Raw genomic sequence first — 17,962 nt, forward strand, 5'->3', positions numbered from 1 at the left:
TTAGATATAAAAATGAACCTTAAATCTAATCTTCTAATCGATTTTTCACATATTCAATTTCTGTTTTTCCATGCTTTTTAGGGTGCCCATTTTCATCCAAACAAACCATAACAATTTTATCTACCACAATAATGGTTTTTCTTGTTAACTTATTTCTAACACTACATGTTAAAGTTATAGAGGAATTTCCAAATTTTAAAACATCAATTCCTATTTCAATAATATCACCTTGTTTTGCAGAACTTACAAAATCTATTTCAGACATGTATTTTGTAACTGTTCTTGTGTGCTCTAATTGAATAATTGCATAAATAGCTACCTCTTCATCTATAAATTGTAATAATCTACCTCCAAATAAGGTTCCATTTGGATTTAAATCTTCGGGTTTAACCCACTTTCTTGTGTGAAATCTCATATTAATTTTTAAATTTAAATTTTTCCGTAATATTTTCTAATAAACCACTCTATTGATAACAAGCCTATAACAACAAATAAAACCCATTTCCAGTCTATTAAGTTTTGTTCTTTACTAATTGATTTTTGAGTTGTATAAAACGATTTATCTTCTAAAAGAACTTTCTTTAATTTCTCTATTTCATTTTTAAAATACAACTTACCTCCTGTTCTATTTGCCAATTTTTGCAACTTTTCTGAATTTGCATTGGTAAACTGTTCTTCTATTTGATAATCTGTAATTTTAAACTTACCGTATTTATGTATATTTTGCCCTTTTACTGAAACTTTATACTCATAATCTCCCGCATTCAGATTTTCTATTTCTGCTTGATAAGCGTTATTTATTAACGAAAAAGGATTTTTCACAACTTCTTTTGTTACAGAATTCGTAACAGTGATCTCTAAGAAAGCTCTTGAATCAAACAGGTAATTTTTATCTGTATAAAAAGCCGATATTTGAATGCTAGCATTGGCAGGATACAAACTTTCCGCATTAACCTCTAAGCGATTTCTCTTTTTATTGGAAGCTAAATATTGCACTAAATTTCCAATAAAGACATCAAAATCTTCAAAAGAATTTGAGTTTAAAAAACTAGCAGCTCTCCATTTCCATAAACCTTCACCAAACAGAACACCTATTTTCTGATTATTCTCTTCTAAAGTGGCCAATAATGGTTGCTGGGTTTCTAATCCGTTTATATTTTGAAACAATAATGTTTGATGTTCTTTAGAGATACCAACTTCTCCAAACTGATCTTTAAGTGGCGGGAATTGATTAAAACCAATATCTTTTTGAGAAAAAGTTAAAAAAGAATTACTAAAAGATGCCCCATAATTTTCTGTTTGATTCAGAGCGTTTTTAGTAAAACCTAATTGTTGTTTATTGATAAAATTCCAATCTGTATTTGCTCCCGAAATTAAAAAATAGTTACTATTACTCGATTTAACCTCATTTAAAATTTTATTAAAGCTATTGTTTGGTTGATTTAAAACAACTAACTGATAATCATTAATATTGAATTTAAATTTATCAATTAAAAAAACATCTACAGAACGTTGTTTATTACTTTCTATTGATTTTTTTAAAACTCCTAAATCCGGATGTAACACAGAAGTTAGAATCAATACTTTTGTTTGTTCATCGATTACTTCTACAGAGAAACTTTTGCTATTATTCTTTGTGTTTTTCTCTCCCTCTATCTTATTAATTGATGCCGTGTAATATTGAAGTCCTTCTTTACTTGAAGTTATATTTGTCGAAATTGTTTGAACATTATTCGTTTCTGAAAACTGTATTTTTTTAGTAAAAACAGTTTTTCCTTCTTTATAGATCGAAAACTGAGAAGACACATTTTCCTTTCCTTCATAATTCAAGAATACTTCAACCGGAAATTTATTCTTTATATAACTGTATTTATTAACATTTAACTGACTTATTTTTAAATCTTGATACTGTATGGTATCACCAAAAACAATGGGATATATTTTTTGCTTAGAATTGATAAATTCATAATTATTACCAATCGTTTGGTTTCCATCTGATAATATGATTATCGGCGCAATTTTATCCTCATACAAATCATTTACAGCAGTTATTGCTTTAGACACATTGGTTTCATTTTCTGTAAAAGAAAGAGAATCTAAAGGCTTTACATCACTTCCGAAACTAAAGCTATTGATATCAAATTTCTCCTTAATGTTATTATCGTTTTTAATTTCTGATAAAAAGATTGTAATACGCTTCGTTTCTTTAAAATACGGAATGGATTTAGAATTATCTACTAACACAGCTAAAACAGGCTTTGTATTTATAAGTTCTGTTTTTTTAATTGTTGGGTTTATCAGCAACAAAAGCAATAAAAAAAGACTCAGTGTTCTTAAAACAAATAATACAACATTGATTTTAGCCTTATTTTTTTCTTTAAAAAAGTACTGAAAATAAGCTACCGAAATACTCAGTAACAAGGCTAAAATGATATATAGAATTGTAATTGTTTGCAATGATTATTATTTATGTGAAATATATAAAGAACTATTTATAAACGAATGTTAATTATTGTGATACTTGAGTTATGGTTAAAAGATTCTATATTTTCATGATTACTTAAACCTCAATAAAACTAAGATAAAAAAGACTCAAAAAAGGATTTAAACATCAAAATAACTTCCTGAATTATAAAAGATAACGAATTTTCGCTTTTCACTTATCTAAGGTTTTATAACTTCTTCTGCATCTACCTTTGCAATCCTTTTTCTAGAAGTAATAAAATAGACACCTGTTAATAAAACCATAGACGCAATAATAGATTGACTTGTAAGCACTTCATCTAAAAAGTACCATCCTAAAAGCATTGCTATAATAGGATTTACATAAGCAGAAGTAGCAACTTTTTCTGGAGAAACTAACTTTAGTAAATAGTTAAAGGCTGTAAAAGCAATAATACTTCCAAAAATAACCAACATCCCCATAGAATACTGCACTTCTTGAGACCAGTCTAAAGGTGAAATCATGGTTTCACCAAAAGAAAAACTCATTATAATTAAAAACAAACCAGCAAACAATGTCTGATACCCTGTAGTAATAAAGAAGTTTTTAGGCAAATCTGCTTTAGATACGAACACGCCTCCATAACTCCAACTTAACACACAGGTTAAAATCATAAAAATACCGAGTAAACTTCCTTCTGAGGCAGTAATAGATTGTTGACTCACCAATAAATACATTCCTAAGATCCCCAAAGAAACACCAATTATAGATTGTTTTTGCATTGGTTTTCTATCTATCAGTCGTAATAATATTAATACAAATAATGGCTGAGTAGACGCTAACAAAGCAGCAAAACCACTATCTAAATACATAAGTGCCCATACAAAAACACCATTACCATACACCAAGAAAAAAAAGCCAGAAATACAGCAGTTAATTAGTTGTTTTCTTGTAATTCTAAGATCTAATTTCAAGATTTTAGAAATAATCATTATTAAAATTCCAGCTCCTGAAAAACGTAACGAAGCCATAAAAAATGGTGGTAACGCCGTTACCGCAATTTTATTAAATAAATAAGTGGAACCCCACACAATGTAAATTGTAAAAAAGGCTAAAACTATTAATATTTTTGATTTTTTCAAAACAAGTAATTTATCAATCAAAGATAAATATAGATAGTCTATAAATAAAATTACTGCTTAACCTATTTTGCATTAAAATTAACTTCTTATAAAATTTAAACCTCACAAGTAAATACTTGTGAGGTTTTGGTTATCTAAAACCATTACTAAACTAACTTTTTTCTTCTTCTATTTTCTTGTTTATAAAATCGATATCTCTTGTATTTTTCTGAACAGTAATGGCTCCAAATAGACTTAACAAGAAGGACATTCCGTAAAATCCTTTTTCACTTAATAGTAAATCTGCATTTCTAAGTCCAATGAATAACAATAATATTGCTGCAAGAACCACAACCCAACTTATTCCGTAATACATTTCACTTACTTTAATCTCTTCCGCTTTATCTCTTACTGCTTTTTGAAGAGAAATTACAGCGTAAATACCCATTAAAAGAATAACAAAATAAAATCCTTTTTCATTCAATTCCATAGTAGCATTCCACAAACCGATACAGTAAGAAACCAAACCAATGGTTAATGCTCCCCAAGAAGCGCCTACATAGGCAGAAGTTGGTTTTGAATTTAAATTATTCTTTCCATTTTTCTTTTTACTTTCTTTTTTAGTTTCTTCATTAATTGAAGATGTTGTTTGATAATTCATAATATTTAGTTTAATAATTATGATACAAATTTGCGACTCTTTTAAAGTTCTAAGAACTCAACTTTCAATTATTACTGACGATATAATTTTATTAAAATATATAAAAATTTATAAATTCAGTATATTTACAATACATTAACTGACGATATAATGATAAATTTAAAAGAAGTATTAAGTACTTTTACGAAGGAACAACAACAAGATTTCCTCTTATACCTTGATAAAAAAAACAAAAGAAAAGATACTAAAAACTGTCAATTAGTAAACCTTTTGCTAGAAGACAATTTATCATCTAAAGAAATTTCTAATAAATTGTATGGTAAGCAAAACAAAGCAGCCTTACACGCATTAAGAAAACGATTGTTTCAATCTATTATAGATTTTACCGCAAATACTAGCATGAAAGAAGAAAACTCTATCGATATTCTTTTGATAAAAAATATTCTTTCTGCTAGGTATTTTCTAAAAAAGGGGCAACTAAAAGTTGGATATCAAATTTTAGACAAAACAATCGTAACAGCAAACGAATACCAACTATTTGCAATTTTAAATGAAGTATATCATACTAAAATTCAATATGCACATTTAAACCCAGACATTAACCTAGATAAGTTAATCGCCGATTTTAAAGAGAACCAAAATCGACTAGTCTTAGAAGACAATCTAAATATTGCGTACGCTAAAATTAGAACTTCATTGGCTAATTATCGTCAAAATAAATCTAACATTGATATTAAAAAATTGATAGATGTTGTTTTAAAAGAACAAAACATTACAATTAGTGATTCTTTATCCTTTAAATCATTATATCAAATTATTCAGATAACAAGTATATCTTCTGCTCAAAAATTTGATTATTATAATATTGAAGAATTCATTATTGAAACGTATCAAGTTATTCAAAATCATACATCAAAAGACAAACAACTCAATTATCACTTAGAGGTTTTGTATTTAATTGCAAACGTACTTTTTAGAAACAAGAAGTTTGAAGAATCCGAAAAATATTTAAAATTGATGCTCGTTTATATGAATGCAGAAAAGAAAAAATATTATAATGATTTTATTCAGAAATATGATTTATTACAAGCTCTAAACTTAAACTACACAAATAAACAAGTCGAAGCTATTTCTTTATTAGAGTCTTATATTGATAAAAAAAGCACAGATATCGTTGCTCAATTAGATTTCACACTTTCTTTAATTGTTTTTTATTATCAACATAAATCCTTAGAAAAAGCTCAAAAAATGGTATCTAAACTTTACCATACAGATAAATGGTATATTGAAAAAGCAGGCATTGTTTGGACCATCAAAAAAAACTTAATTGAAATTTTATTACAAATAGATTTAGGAAATATAGATTTGGTAGATTCTAGGTTAAAAAGTTTTAAAAGAAACTATTTTTCGAATCTTACAGAAATAAACCAAGAAAAAGTAATTACCTATTTAAAGTTAGTAGAAATCTATTATAAAAATCCAGAGATAGCTATAACTGCAACTTTTAAAGAAAAAGTACAGACTTCTTTTAACTGGTTAGATAGCAAAAAAGAAGATATTTTTATGATGAGTTTCTTTGCGTGGTTAAAAGCAAAAATGACCAAACAAGATATCTATGTAGTCACTTTAAATATGATTAACAATTAAAAAAGAGAAATATGACTTTTTAAGTGATTTTGATAAAGAATTGAAAGAAAATAACTTACAATTAAAAGTAATTTTAATGAATGAGATTTAATATTCACTTTTTTTCAAATAACAAACCCTTAGAAAATTTTCTAAGGGCTTGTTATTTGAAAAATTATATAATTTTATTATTTCTCTTTTTCTTCAATAATAGTATCATTATCAATACTAAATTGTTTATTTTTTTTGTCTTTAACCCCTTCTATATTCATAGGGTTCTCTTGTGTCTTTGTTCTTTTAAATTTTCTACTTTCTTTAATTGTGCTCATCTTCATTTATTTTAAGTTCAAGTCTAATTTACACAAAAACAGACTATTACCAAAAAACATACTGTTAAAAATTGTTAAGATTAAATAATAAAAGTTAAAGTTTTATATGAATTAAAATAAACCTTATATGAGCAAAAGTCTTCTGTACATACCTATTAATTTTAGACAGTTTAGACGTAACACAATTTAATGAAGCAACTACTTTTCACAATTTAAATTAATAATCATGGGTTACAGCATTATATAAAACCACATCTCTATTTCTAATCTGTAAAAATTAGCTTATGAGTTAATAAAAACAGCTATAACGATCATTCAAACCTTTTTGTGTCTGTAAATTGCAACATAACCAAATTGAAAGAACTATGTCTATTTTAACAATAATAATAAGTGTATTACTTCCACCTTTAGCCGTTTTTTTAAAACACGGAATTGGAAAGCAATTTTTACTAAGTATTTTATTAACTATTTTAGGATGGTTACCAGGAGTTGTACATGCACTATATGTAAATAATAAATAATTTAATTATGGAAACAAAGAAAACAGAGGAGAACACCTATAATTCAGATATCACAAACGAAGATTTACAAGCTTTAGGAGATAAAGCAGGAAATCTAAGAAACGATAATGCAGATGACGAACTTATAAAAAATAAAGTAAATAAACCTGATTTTAGTGGACAAGCGTTAGATATTCCTGGTAGAAAATTACCAAAAAACAAAACGAATGAAACATTAAAAGATGAAGAGAATCAATTATACAGCATTGATAGTGAAGAAAATAAAAATTCAGAAATTGATACAATTGATAAACCTAAATAATTATGATGAACAAAGAAGATAAAGCACCAAGTAAAAAAAATAAAAAAAAGAATTTAACCTTAAATTTTGATGATAAGGATAATCCGAGCTCGAATAACAGAACAGGAATTAATTACATTCCTGATAAAGAAATAAAATAAGTTTTTCGAATCTTAGAAATAATAAAACCTAACAAGTAAAATACTTGTTAGGTTTTATTATGTAAAATAACTACATTTTTTTTATGTATTCTTTTTAATTCTTCTTCAACATCTTTTAAAGTGAGTACTTTTACTTGCAAAGACATTAAATAATGGCACAATAATTGGTTAATAATATTTTCAGAAAACCAAAAATTGCTACTATGAAACACGTCTATCTATCTCTATTAATTCTTTCCACTTTATTTTTATGCAACTGTAATAATGACAACAAAGGAATAAATGAGACATATACGGTAGATGATTTACAAAAAATCCATGGAAACGGTTCTAAAACATGGAAAGTTGAAGGTTTTTACAAAACCTATGAAAATGATTTACTCAGCGAATTTAACGATTGTTATACCGATGATGAGTATACTTTTTTCCACGATACAAATGAAGCTCAAGTAACACTTGGTAACACTTATTGTTACTATGATAACCCAACAGAACAAGATGGTCGTTTAACCTATAGCTTTTACGAAAGTACAGGTAAAATTTTCATCAATATTTCTAAAGGAGAAAGTCTTGATGAAAATTTTAGAAATATGCTTACTATTCTTAGTTTAGAGGAACTTAGTGAAACTAGAATGGTTTTTACAGGAGGTGAATATCCTTATTATGGAAAAACTTTAGTCTTTACATCAATACCATAATTGTTTTTCACCCTATCTTTTAATTCTTCTTCAATATCTTTTAAAATAGTCCCTTTTGTTTGTAATAACATTAAAACTGTAAATTATAAGTAAATAATTTATGGGTATCCTTTTCTTTAATAGCTACTGCTTATTTATCTACTTTATTAATCCCTTAAAAAATAAATTAGCTACATACTTATTTTACTTTTAGACAATTAGCTTGCTCAATAAATGATTAAAAATCATTTCATAGAGATAAAAAAAGACTCTTTAAATTATTATATTTGAAAAAAAGCTAAAATTGAATAAAAAATTTCCTTTCGATCCATCCATAAAACACCATTTAATTATTACAATTAGTTTAGCCATTTGGATTTTTGTGTTTCTATATTTTACAGAACCTTTTGATGTAAATGTCTTTAGCGATTCAGAAAAATTAATTTACTTACCTCTTTATGGGGTATTAGGTGCTATTTGTTATGTTCTTTTTTTACCGGTACAGCATTTTTTATATTTAAAGAATAATAAAAACTGGTTTGTAAAAACAGAAATATTATTCTTTTTTCTTTTTATTTTTATTGGAATTATTGCTACGAGATTGTTTTACTTATATGTAATTGTACCTGGTGAACCTTTTCCTCATGATTTAAGCTACCAACTTAAAACAATAATTTTACCCGTATTTGCTACCATTTTACCAATTATACTTTTTGGTCGTTTTGCTTTTGGAAAATACAAAAACAAAAAAACGGAAGCTCAGAAAATTGAAATAAAAGGTCAAGGAAATTACGAAGGTTTACGTTTGTATCTAAATGATGTTATTTGCATACAATCCTCTGATAATTATATTGAAGTATTTTATATTTTGGGAGATGATTTAAAGAAAAGTCTAATTAGAAATAAACTATCTATTATTACTGCAGAATTCCCTCAACTTTTAAGAACGCATCGCTCTTTTTTAATCAATCCACATCACTTTGTACAATGGAAAACAGAAAATAGTAAACTTTTTACACTGTTATCTCACCACATAGAAGTGCCTGTTTCTAGAACCTATCAAAATAAAGTAAAGTTAGTATTGAATTCTACCACAGAATAGCTGCATTCCGCCCCAAAGGCCTTTATATATTGATTTTATAAAAGATTACTTTCTAATTTTGTTTCAGGAAATTTAATCACAAAAATTAAAATCATGAAAACTAAATTCACTTTTACAGTAACTTTTTTACTATCATTCTTTGTTTTATCTGCTCAAAATAAACAACAAGAAATTGTAATTATAGGAACAATGCACACAGTTCCTAAAATTGTAAAAAAAAGCTACAAACCAATGCTAAAGTTTGCAAAAAAATATAAACCAGAAGCTATCTACGTAGAAGCACCAATGGCAAGTGATTCTATATCTTGGCAATATTTAAAGAATGGTTGGTCTAAAGGGTATCAGAAATTTTATAAATTATCAGATTCTTTACAAAAAAAATTCAATTATAACGATTCTCAATTCAATGCAACTATTAGCAAAGATTTTTCAAAAATGAATAATGTTGATTTAGATTATTTAATAAAATGTTTCATTTACAAAAGAGATCATGGAAATTATGAATTGTATTCTTACATAAAAAAATACGGTGTAAATGGAGCAAAAAAACCAACAAGACATGAAGATGGAGATTTAACTTACAAGTTAGCTTTATACATGAATCATAAAACAGTTATAAATATTGATGACCAGCAAACTAATAAAGAATATCATGATGCATGGGGCAAATGCAGTAAAGAAGGGGCTAGCAACGGTAACAATGCTGCAAATTCTAAATTATACAAGAAAAATTATAATAGCGCTATTTTTCCTGCAATTTTTAGAGGTTTAGGCAAACACACAAATAAAAGAAAATCACTTCAACAATTACACGATATGGCGTCATTTTCTTATGTTGTTAAAGATACAGAAGGTTGTAAGCAAGGCAGAAAGTATTTCGATGAAAGAAACATGAGAATAGCTAAAAACATTTCTAGTCAAGTAATAAAATCGAAGAAAAACAAAAACGTTGTTATTATTGGTGCAGCACATGTAATTGGTTTAGAAAAAGAATTCAAAGAAAACTACCCTAATTTTAAGGTGATTTTAATGAAAGATTATTAAACCTTTTTAACTCTTAAAAACAAAAAACCCTCACAATTAATACCATGAGGGTTTTTTATTTATTTTAGAATAAAATCAAACTACTTATGTCTACCTTTTAACTCTTCTTCAATATCTTTTAAAGTAAATCCTTTTGCTTGTAATAACATTAAGTAATGGAACATTAAATCTGCAGATTCATACAAAAATAACTCGTCGTTATTATCCATTGCTTCAATTACAGTTTCTACAGCCTCCTCACCTACTTTTTGTGCTACTTTATTAATTCCTTTAGCAAATAAACTTGCTACATAAGATTTTTTAGTGTCTTTGTTAGCTACTCTTTCTGTAATTACGTCCTCTAACGTAGAAAAGAAACCATAGTTTGGTTTGTTTTCTTCTCCCCAACACGTTTCTGTTCCTTTATGGCAGGTTGGACCATTCGGATTTACAGAAACTAATAATGTGTCATTATCACAATCTAGCTTTATATCTACTAAATTCAATACATTTCCACTTTCTTCACCTTTTGTCCAAAGCCTATTTTTAGTTCTAGAAAAGAAAGTAACTAATTTAGTTTCTTGCGTTTTTGCAAAAGCTTCCTCATTCATATACCCCAACATCAATACATTTTTTGTGGTTGCATCTTGAATGATTGCAGGTACTAATCCGTCGTTGTTTTTATTGAAATCGATATTCATAATATTATTTTTATACTGTATTGTCATTTCAAAATGAGCTTTTTCAGAGATTTAGATTCCTCCTCATTCTTTATTCGGAATGACATTTTTATTTCTGTTATTTTCTGTCAGTTCGAGTGATTTCGATTTTTCATCGAAATTGTATCGAGAACTTTTTGTTTATTATCAATTCTGAAATTCCTTTTTCTTAGGAATAACATTCTTTATATTTTATAGTCTAACTGGTATATTTTGTTTTTTCAACTCTTCTTTCAACTCCAAAATAGGAATTTCACCAAAATGAAAAACACTTGCAGCTAATGCTGCATCTGCTTTCCCTTCTTTAAACGTATCTGCAAAATGCTGAATTGTTCCTGCACCTCCAGAAGCAATAATAGGAATGTTTAATATTTCTGATAAATGAGCCAAAGCTTCATTTGCAAAACCTCCTTTTGTGCCATCATGATTCATAGAAGTAAATAAAATTTCTCCTGCTCCACGATTTTCAACTTCTTTTGCCCAATCAAAAAGTTTGATTTCGGTAGGAATTGTTCCTCCAGCCAAATGCACAAACCATTCTCCATCAATTTGTTTTGCATCAATTGCAACAACAACACACTGACTTCCGAATTTCTCTGCCAATTCGTTAACCAATTCCGGTCTTTTTACTGCAGATGAATTGATGGAAACCTTATCCGCTCCCCATTTTAACAACTCATTTACATTTTCTACAGAAGAAATTCCGCCACCAACTGTAAACGGAATATTCACTTGTTCCGCCACTTGGTGCACCATTTCTATCATGGTTTTTCTACCTTCTAACGTTGCCGAAATATCTAAAAAAACTAATTCATCTGCACCTAAATCGGCATATTGCTTTGCTAAAACCACAGGATCTCCTGCATCAATTAAATTTACGAAATTAACACCTTTTACAGTTCTTCCGTTTTTAATATCTAAACAAGGTATTATTCTTTTTGTTAACATATACGTTATTCGTCATTGCGAATGTAATGAAGCATCTGTGAATTAATCAGAAGATTACTTCGTCATTCTTTTTCGTAATGACATTTATTTTGTTAATATAAATTGCTCCAACTGTTTTAAGCTGATTTTATTTTCATAAATCGCTTTTCCAATAATTACACCTTCGCAACCACTTTCAGCTAACTTTGGGATTTCATCAAAAGTTGAAATTCCTCCAGAAGCAATTAATTTCACATTGTTTACTTCAGATAAAATTTGATTATAAATATCAAAACTTGGTCCTTGCAACATACCGTCTTTAGAAATATCTGTACAAATGATATACTGAATTCCTTTTTGCTGATAATCTCCAATAAAAGGAATCAATTCTAAAGAACTTTCTTCTTGCCAACCATTGGTTGCAATCTTTCCTCCTGTTGCATCAGGATAAAAATCGGCTCCTAAAATAATTTTTTCTGAACCATATTTTTCAATCCAACTTTCAAATATTTCAGCATTTTTTACAGCAATACTTCCTCCAGTAATTTGATTAGCACCAGAGTTAAAAGCAATTTCTAAATCTTTATCAGATTTTAAACCACCACCAAAATCAATTTTCAAATTGGTTTTAGAAGCAATTTGCTCTAATACTTTATAGTTGATAATTTCACTTGCTTTTGCTCCATCCAAATCTACAACATGTAAATATTCGATTCCTGCAGCTTCAAACTCTTTGGCTACTTCTAAAGGATTTTCGTTATAAATTTTCTTTGTGTTATAATCTCCTTTTGTTAAACGAACACATTTTCCGTCTATAATATCTATTGCTGGTATTATTCTCAAAATAGTCTTTTTATTAATTATTTTCATTTCAAAATGAGCCTTTTAGGCAATTGAGAAATCTTTTAATGAGATTATTAGATCTCTATTAATTAGCTTCGTTATTTAATTTCAATCAAAATATATTTTGATTTCATTAACATTCTGAATGACAAACGATTTTATTTATAAATTTAGAAAGTTCTTTAATATTTGTTCTCCTGCTAAACCACTTTTTTCTGGATGAAACTGAGTTCCATAAAAATTATCTTTTTGTAAAGCAGATGCATATTCAAATTCATAGTCTGTAGTTGCAATGGCTTCTTCACAATTTTCTGCGTAAAAACTATGCACTAAATACATAAATTCTTTTTCTTTAACACCTGTAAATAAATCCGATTTCAAATTATAAATCACGTTCCACCCCATTTGAGGAACTTTTACAGCATTCGAAAACTTCTTTATTGCTACATTAAATATCCCTAATCCTTTCGTATTTCCTTCTTCAGAAGAATTACACATCAATTGCATTCCTAAACAAATACCTAAAACAGGTTGTTTTAAAGTAGGAATCACTTTATCCAATCCGCTTTCTTGTAACATTTTCATGGCAGAACTTGCCTCTCCTACTCCTGGAAAAATCACTTTATCCGCCCCTTTTATTTCATCAATATTATTTGATAAAACAGCATCAATTCCTAATCTCTTAAACGCAAACTGAATACTTTTTATGTTTCCTGCTCCGTAATCTATAATTACTAATTTCATTATAAAACTCCTTTTGTTGATGGTAAAAACATCTTGTTAGCATCTCTTTTAACCGCCATTTTCATCGCTTTTGCAAAAGCTTTAAAAATACCTTCAATTTTATGATGCTCATTTGCGCCTTCTGCCTTAATATTTAAATTACATCTTGCTCCGTCTGTAAAAGATTTAAACAAGTGTAAAAACATTTCTGTTGGCATATCTCCAATCATTTCACGCTTAAAATCAGCCTCCCAAACCAACCAAGGTCTTCCTCCGAAATCTACAGCTGCTTGTGCTAAACAATCGTCCATTGGCAAACAGAATCCATAACGTTCTATACCTAATTTATTTCCTAATGCTTTATTGAATAACTCACCTAAAGCAATCATGGTATCTTCTATGGTATGATGTTCATCAACTTCTAAATCTCCGTCTACTTTTACAGTTAAATCCATTGCACCATGACGACCAATTTGATCTAACATATGGTCGAAAAACTTAACTCCAGTAGAAATATCATTTTTACCAGAACCGTCTAAATTTAGTTTGATGTAAATTTTAGTTTCGTTGGTATTTCTAGTGATTTCAGAAACTCTATCTTCTAATTTTAAAAACTCATAAATAGCTTTCCAATCGGTAGAAGTTAAAGCGATACAGTCTAAAATTTCTTGTTTAGAAGTTTCAATTTCATCTACACCCAATTCTGGATCTTCAGATAAAAAGATTCCTTTTGCACCTAAATTCTTTGCCAATTCCATGTCTGTAATTCTATCTCCTAAAACAAAAGAATTTGCCAAATCATATTCTTCAGAAAAATACTTGGTTAACAAACCTGTTCTTGGTTTACGAGTTTCTGCATTTTCATGCGGAAACGTTTTATCGATACAAACTTCAGAGAAAACAACACCTTCCTTTTCAAATGCTGATATTACTTTGTTTTGTGCTGGCCAAAAAGTATCTTCCGGAAAAGAGTCTGTACCTAATCCATCTTGATTGGTTACCATCACCAATTCAAAATCTAGTTCCTCGGCAATTCTTGCCATATAACGAAACACCTTCGGATAATACTCTAACTTTTCTAGACTATCCAATTGATAATCTACAGGCGGTTCTAGTACTAAAGTTCCGTCTCTGTCTATAAATAATACTTTTTTACTCATCTTATATTTTTTCTTGCAGGTTTTTTAGAACCTTGTAGATTTGTTTTATTTTAATTTTATCATTTCGAAATGAACTATTTTAAGTCTTTCACTATACTTAGGATAAACTCTTGAGAAATCTTATTATCAGATTTCTATTCAATGAACTTCTTTCGGAACGACACTCCGTATTAATAAATTACTGTATTGCCTTTAAAGCTCTTAGTAATCTTTGATTTTCTTCACAAATACCGACACTAATTCGCAAACAGTTTTCGCATAAAGGTTGTGTAGTTCTGTTTCTAATAACCACACCATATTCAATTAACTGTTTATAACGTTTTGTTGCGTCATCTACCTTTAACAATAAAAAATTACCATCCGAAGGATATACTTTTTCAATATAACTCACACAACATTCTAACTCTTTTTTAAGACGCTTTCTTTCGCTGATTAGTTGAGAAATTTCGTTCTCTACTTCATCAATCTTCTCCAATCTTAAAATAGCTCTTTGCTGTGTTAGTTCATTTACGTTATAAGGTGGCTTTATGTTGTTTAAAATTTTAATAATTTCTTTGGATGCATAACAAACTCCTAAACGAATACCCGCTAAACCAAATGCTTTAGATAAAGTTTGTGTAATGATTAAATTAGGAAATTGCGACAATCTTTCTAACCAACTTTTTTGTTCAGAAAAATCGATATACGCTTCATCAATAACAACTAATCCTTTAAATTTTGTAAGCAACTCTCTAACCGATTCTGCTGTAAAACTATTTCCTGTTGGATTGTTCGGTGAACACAAAAACAAAATCTTACTATTTGCATCTACAGCTTTCAAAATCTTGCTAACTTGTGGCTGAAAATCACCTTCACTTAACAATACCGTTCTATTTTCTATGGCATTAATGTTTGCCAACACATCATACATTCCATATGTAGGTGGCAATGAGATTACATTGTCTTTATTAGGTTCGCAAAAAGCTCTATAAATTAAATCTAAAACCTCATCACTTCCATTTCCTAAAAGAATGTTTTCTTTACTGACTCCTTTAATTTCAGCAAGTAAATCTTTTACACCATTTTGTTGTGGGTCTGGATATCTATTAACACCGTTTTCAAAAGGATTCTCATTAGCATCTAAGAAAATCATTTCTGTAGTATTAGCATCTTTATATTCATCTCTTGCAGAAGAATATGGTTTTAGAGACTTTATATTTTCTCTAATTAAGCTCTCTAGGTTAAAGTTTGTTTTCATAATAAAACCTCTCGACTGCGCTCGAGGAGACATTTAATTTATATATCTTTTAAACGGATAGAAACTGCATTTTTATGCGCATCTAAACCTTCTGCCGCTGCCATTAACTCAATAGATTTCCCTATAGTTTTAATACCTTCTTTTGTAATTTGTTGAAACGTAATACTTTTGGTAAAACTATCTAAATTTACTCCAGAATAAGATTTAGAAAACCCGTTTGTTGGTAAGGTATGATTGGTACCTGAAGCATAATCTCCTGCACTTTCTGGTGTATAATTGCCGATAAAAACAGAACCTGCATTTTCTATATTATCTATATAAAAATCATTATTATTTGTACAAACAATAAAGTGCTCTGGACCATATTCATTAATCAACTCTAAAGCGATTTCATCATTCTCTACAAAAATAGATTTTGAATTATTGATAGCTTTCTGAGCAATTTCCGCTCTCGTTAATTTAGCTAACTGAACATCAATTTCTTTGGCAACCTCTGCAATCATTTCTTTGGATGTTGAAACCAAAATAACTTGACTATCAGCACCGTGTTCTGCCTGACTTAATAAATCTGAAGCTACATAACTTGCGTTTGCAGAATCGTCTGCAACCACCAACAATTCACTTGGACCCGCAGGCATATCGATGGCAACACCATGTTTTGTAGACAATTGCTTTGCGACCGTTACATACTGATTTCCTGGGCCAAATATTTTATAAACTTGTGGTATCGTTTCTGTACCAAATGTATACCCTGCAATTGCCTGAATTCCGCCAACTTTTATAATTTTTGTAACACCACAAAGATTTGCAGCATACAAAATAGCTGGATGAATTTTTCCTTCCTTATTTGGAGGAGAACATAACACAATTTCTTTACAACCTGCAATTTGTGCAGGAATTGCCAACATTAAAACCGTAGAAAACAAAGGTGCTGTTCCTCCAGGAATATACAAACCAACTTTAGTAATTGGTCTTTTTTCTTGCCAACATGAAACTCCGTTTGCCGTTTCTACAAAAACTTTTTCTGTTTTTTGAGCAGTATGAAATTTGGTGATATTTTCTTTTGCAAGAATAATTGCATCTTTTAATTCATTAGAAACTAATGAAATTGCTTCTTTTATCTCATCAAGCGAAACAATTGTATTTTCTATAGAAACACCATCAAACTTTGTTGTGTATTTCTTTACAGCTGCATCTCCATTTGCTTTAATATCTGCAAAAACATCGTTTACGACTCCCTCTATATCATCAACCGTTTTTGTGGGTCTCTCTAAAATTTGAGACCAATCTTTTCTTGATGGATTTATAATTGTATTCATGATTAACTTGTTAATCACCCTGAATTTATTTCAGGGTCTTTTTACTATATTTCTTTTATTAAGATACTGAAACAAGTTCAATATGCTTTAAATAGGTTTTTCTAAAATATTTTTAAAGTACCATTTTTTCAATAGGACACACTAAAATACCTTCTGCTCCATTTGCTTTTAACTCATCTATAATTTCCCAAAATGCATTTTTGCTAATTACAGTATGCACAGAACTCCAGCCTTTTTCTGCCAATGGCAAAACAGTAGGACTTCTCATACCTGGTAACAATTTTAAAATAGCTTCTAATTTATCATTCGGTGCATTTAACAACACATATTTAGAATTTTGTCCTTTTAAAACGGATTGAATTCTAAACTGAATTTTCTCTAAGATAGCTCTTCTTTCTGGTGATATTTTAGAAGAAACAGCTAAAACAGCTTCCGATTTCAATAAAACTTCAATCTCTTTTAAACCGTTCTTAAATAAAGTAGAACCACTAGAAACAATATCACAAATACCATCTGCTAAACCAATATTTGGTGCAATTTCTACAGAACCGTTAATAATGTGTATATCTGCTTTGATATTTTGTTCATCTAAAAACTTTTTAACAGTTTCTGGATAAGAAGTCGCAATTCTTTTTCCGTCTAAATCTTTTAACGAATTCGCCTCAGATTCTTTTGGCACTGCAATAGAAACTTTACACTTAGAAAAACCTAAGCGTTCTACAAACTCAATATCTGCTCCTTTTTCAATTAAAACATTCTCTCCAATAATGGCTGCATCTACTACACCATCTTTTAAATACTGAGGAATATCTCCGTTTCTTAAATAGAAAACTTCTACAGGAAAATCTCTCGCTGCTGCTTTTAATTGATCTTTTCCATTGTCTATAGAAACACCAATATCCTTTAAGATTCTCATTGAATCTTCATTTAATCTTCCTGATTTCTGTACTGCAATTCTTAAATTACTCATTTTTGTTTTTGTTTGATGCCTGAGCAAATACGGTTTAAAATTAAAAAAACCCGTTTGATTCGCTCAAACGGGTTTATAAATATCTTGATTTTATTCAATACACTTTTAAATCGCTTGACT

Annotated in this window: 20 protein-coding genes; 7 read left to right on the forward strand and 13 right to left on the reverse strand. The window is 28.9% G+C overall.

Annotated elements, in window-relative coordinates; translation table 11 throughout:
* Positions 1–25: 25 nt before the first annotated feature.
* From H0I27_RS10070 to yiaA, 4 genes are all read right to left on the reverse strand, one after another.
* On the reverse strand, positions 26–415 hold the full coding sequence (locus H0I27_RS10070; protein ID WP_218730583.1) for an acyl-CoA thioesterase: 390 nt from the start codon (positions 413–415) through the stop codon (positions 26–28).
* 14 nt (positions 416–429) lie between these two features.
* Entirely contained in the window at positions 430–2,457 is a 2,028-nt protein-coding gene (locus H0I27_RS10075; RefSeq protein WP_254713073.1) for a VWA domain-containing protein, read from the reverse strand.
* A 207-nt stretch (positions 2,458–2,664) separates the two neighbouring features.
* Positions 2,665–3,585, reverse strand: a complete 921-nt coding sequence (locus tag H0I27_RS10080) for an EamA family transporter (RefSeq protein WP_218730584.1) — start codon at positions 3,583–3,585, stop codon at positions 2,665–2,667.
* 151 nt (positions 3,586–3,736) lie between these two features.
* Entirely contained in the window at positions 3,737–4,225 is a 489-nt protein-coding gene (gene yiaA / locus H0I27_RS10085) for an inner membrane protein YiaA (RefSeq protein ID WP_218730585.1), read from the reverse strand.
* A gap of 150 nt (positions 4,226–4,375) precedes the next feature.
* On the opposite strand from yiaA, the gene H0I27_RS10090 reads away from it, so the two are divergent.
* Positions 4,376–5,872 carry a hypothetical protein gene (locus tag H0I27_RS10090; RefSeq protein ID WP_218730586.1) on the forward strand — a complete coding sequence of 499 codons (1,497 nt, stop codon included), beginning with the start codon at positions 4,376–4,378 and terminating at the stop codon, positions 5,870–5,872.
* Positions 5,873–6,039: 167 nt separating this feature from the next.
* Here H0I27_RS10090 and H0I27_RS10095 read toward each other — a convergent pair whose 3' ends face one another.
* Complete coding sequence (locus H0I27_RS10095) at positions 6,040–6,180, reverse strand: hypothetical protein (protein WP_218730587.1); 141 nt, start codon at positions 6,178–6,180, stop codon at positions 6,040–6,042.
* A gap of 365 nt (positions 6,181–6,545) precedes the next feature.
* Between H0I27_RS10095 and H0I27_RS10100 the strand changes: the two genes are divergently transcribed.
* From H0I27_RS10100 to H0I27_RS10125, 6 genes are all read left to right on the forward strand, one after another.
* Positions 6,546–6,701: a YqaE/Pmp3 family membrane protein gene (locus tag H0I27_RS10100; protein ID WP_218730588.1), complete on the forward strand. Its 156-nt coding sequence runs from the start codon at positions 6,546–6,548 to the stop codon at positions 6,699–6,701.
* A gap of 7 nt (positions 6,702–6,708) precedes the next feature.
* On the forward strand, positions 6,709–7,002 hold the full coding sequence (locus tag H0I27_RS10105; protein WP_218730589.1) for a hypothetical protein: 294 nt from the start codon (positions 6,709–6,711) through the stop codon (positions 7,000–7,002).
* 2 nt (positions 7,003–7,004) lie between these two features.
* Positions 7,005–7,142 carry a hypothetical protein gene (locus H0I27_RS10110; protein WP_218730590.1) on the forward strand — a complete coding sequence of 46 codons (138 nt, stop codon included), beginning with the start codon at positions 7,005–7,007 and terminating at the stop codon, positions 7,140–7,142.
* A gap of 203 nt (positions 7,143–7,345) precedes the next feature.
* Complete coding sequence (locus tag H0I27_RS10115; RefSeq protein ID WP_218730591.1) at positions 7,346–7,840, forward strand: hypothetical protein; 495 nt, start codon at positions 7,346–7,348, stop codon at positions 7,838–7,840.
* A 283-nt stretch (positions 7,841–8,123) separates the two neighbouring features.
* Positions 8,124–8,921: a LytTR family DNA-binding domain-containing protein gene (locus tag H0I27_RS10120; protein WP_218730592.1), complete on the forward strand. Its 798-nt coding sequence runs from the start codon at positions 8,124–8,126 to the stop codon at positions 8,919–8,921.
* A 93-nt stretch (positions 8,922–9,014) separates the two neighbouring features.
* On the forward strand, positions 9,015–9,965 hold the full coding sequence (locus H0I27_RS10125) for a DUF5694 domain-containing protein (RefSeq protein WP_218730593.1): 951 nt from the start codon (positions 9,015–9,017) through the stop codon (positions 9,963–9,965).
* An 80-nt stretch (positions 9,966–10,045) separates the two neighbouring features.
* Here H0I27_RS10125 and hisIE read toward each other — a convergent pair whose 3' ends face one another.
* From hisIE to hisG, 8 genes are all read right to left on the reverse strand, one after another.
* Positions 10,046–10,645, reverse strand: coding sequence for a bifunctional phosphoribosyl-AMP cyclohydrolase/phosphoribosyl-ATP diphosphatase HisIE (hisIE, locus tag H0I27_RS10130; RefSeq protein ID WP_218730594.1), 600 nt, complete (start codon positions 10,643–10,645; stop codon positions 10,046–10,048).
* 210 nt (positions 10,646–10,855) lie between these two features.
* Positions 10,856–11,611, reverse strand: coding sequence for an imidazole glycerol phosphate synthase subunit HisF (gene hisF / locus H0I27_RS10135; RefSeq protein WP_218730595.1), 756 nt, complete (start codon positions 11,609–11,611; stop codon positions 10,856–10,858).
* A gap of 84 nt (positions 11,612–11,695) precedes the next feature.
* Positions 11,696–12,433, reverse strand: a complete 738-nt coding sequence (gene hisA, locus H0I27_RS10140) for a 1-(5-phosphoribosyl)-5-[(5-phosphoribosylamino)methylideneamino]imidazole-4-carboxamide isomerase (RefSeq protein ID WP_218730596.1) — start codon at positions 12,431–12,433, stop codon at positions 11,696–11,698.
* A 162-nt stretch (positions 12,434–12,595) separates the two neighbouring features.
* Positions 12,596–13,177, reverse strand: coding sequence for an imidazole glycerol phosphate synthase subunit HisH (gene hisH / locus H0I27_RS10145; RefSeq protein WP_218730597.1), 582 nt, complete (start codon positions 13,175–13,177; stop codon positions 12,596–12,598).
* Entirely contained in the window at positions 13,177–14,316 is a 1,140-nt protein-coding gene (hisB, locus tag H0I27_RS10150) for a bifunctional histidinol-phosphatase/imidazoleglycerol-phosphate dehydratase HisB (protein WP_218730598.1), read from the reverse strand. Before hisB ends, hisH begins: the two co-directional genes overlap by 1 nt.
* Before the next feature lie 178 nt (positions 14,317–14,494).
* The gene (gene hisC, locus H0I27_RS10155; RefSeq protein ID WP_218730599.1) at positions 14,495–15,553 is read right to left on the reverse strand and encodes a histidinol-phosphate transaminase; all 1,059 of its coding nucleotides are present in this window, start codon (positions 15,551–15,553) and stop codon (positions 14,495–14,497) included.
* A gap of 38 nt (positions 15,554–15,591) precedes the next feature.
* Complete coding sequence (gene hisD, locus H0I27_RS10160) at positions 15,592–16,872, reverse strand: histidinol dehydrogenase (protein ID WP_218730600.1); 1,281 nt, start codon at positions 16,870–16,872, stop codon at positions 15,592–15,594.
* A 112-nt stretch (positions 16,873–16,984) separates the two neighbouring features.
* Complete coding sequence (gene hisG / locus H0I27_RS10165; protein ID WP_218730601.1) at positions 16,985–17,842, reverse strand: ATP phosphoribosyltransferase; 858 nt, start codon at positions 17,840–17,842, stop codon at positions 16,985–16,987.
* Positions 17,843–17,962: the final 120 nt, after the last annotated feature.

The sequence above is a fragment of the Polaribacter sp. HaHaR_3_91 genome (assembly GCF_019278525.1).
Classification (GTDB): Bacteria; Bacteroidota; Bacteroidia; order Flavobacteriales; family Flavobacteriaceae; genus Polaribacter.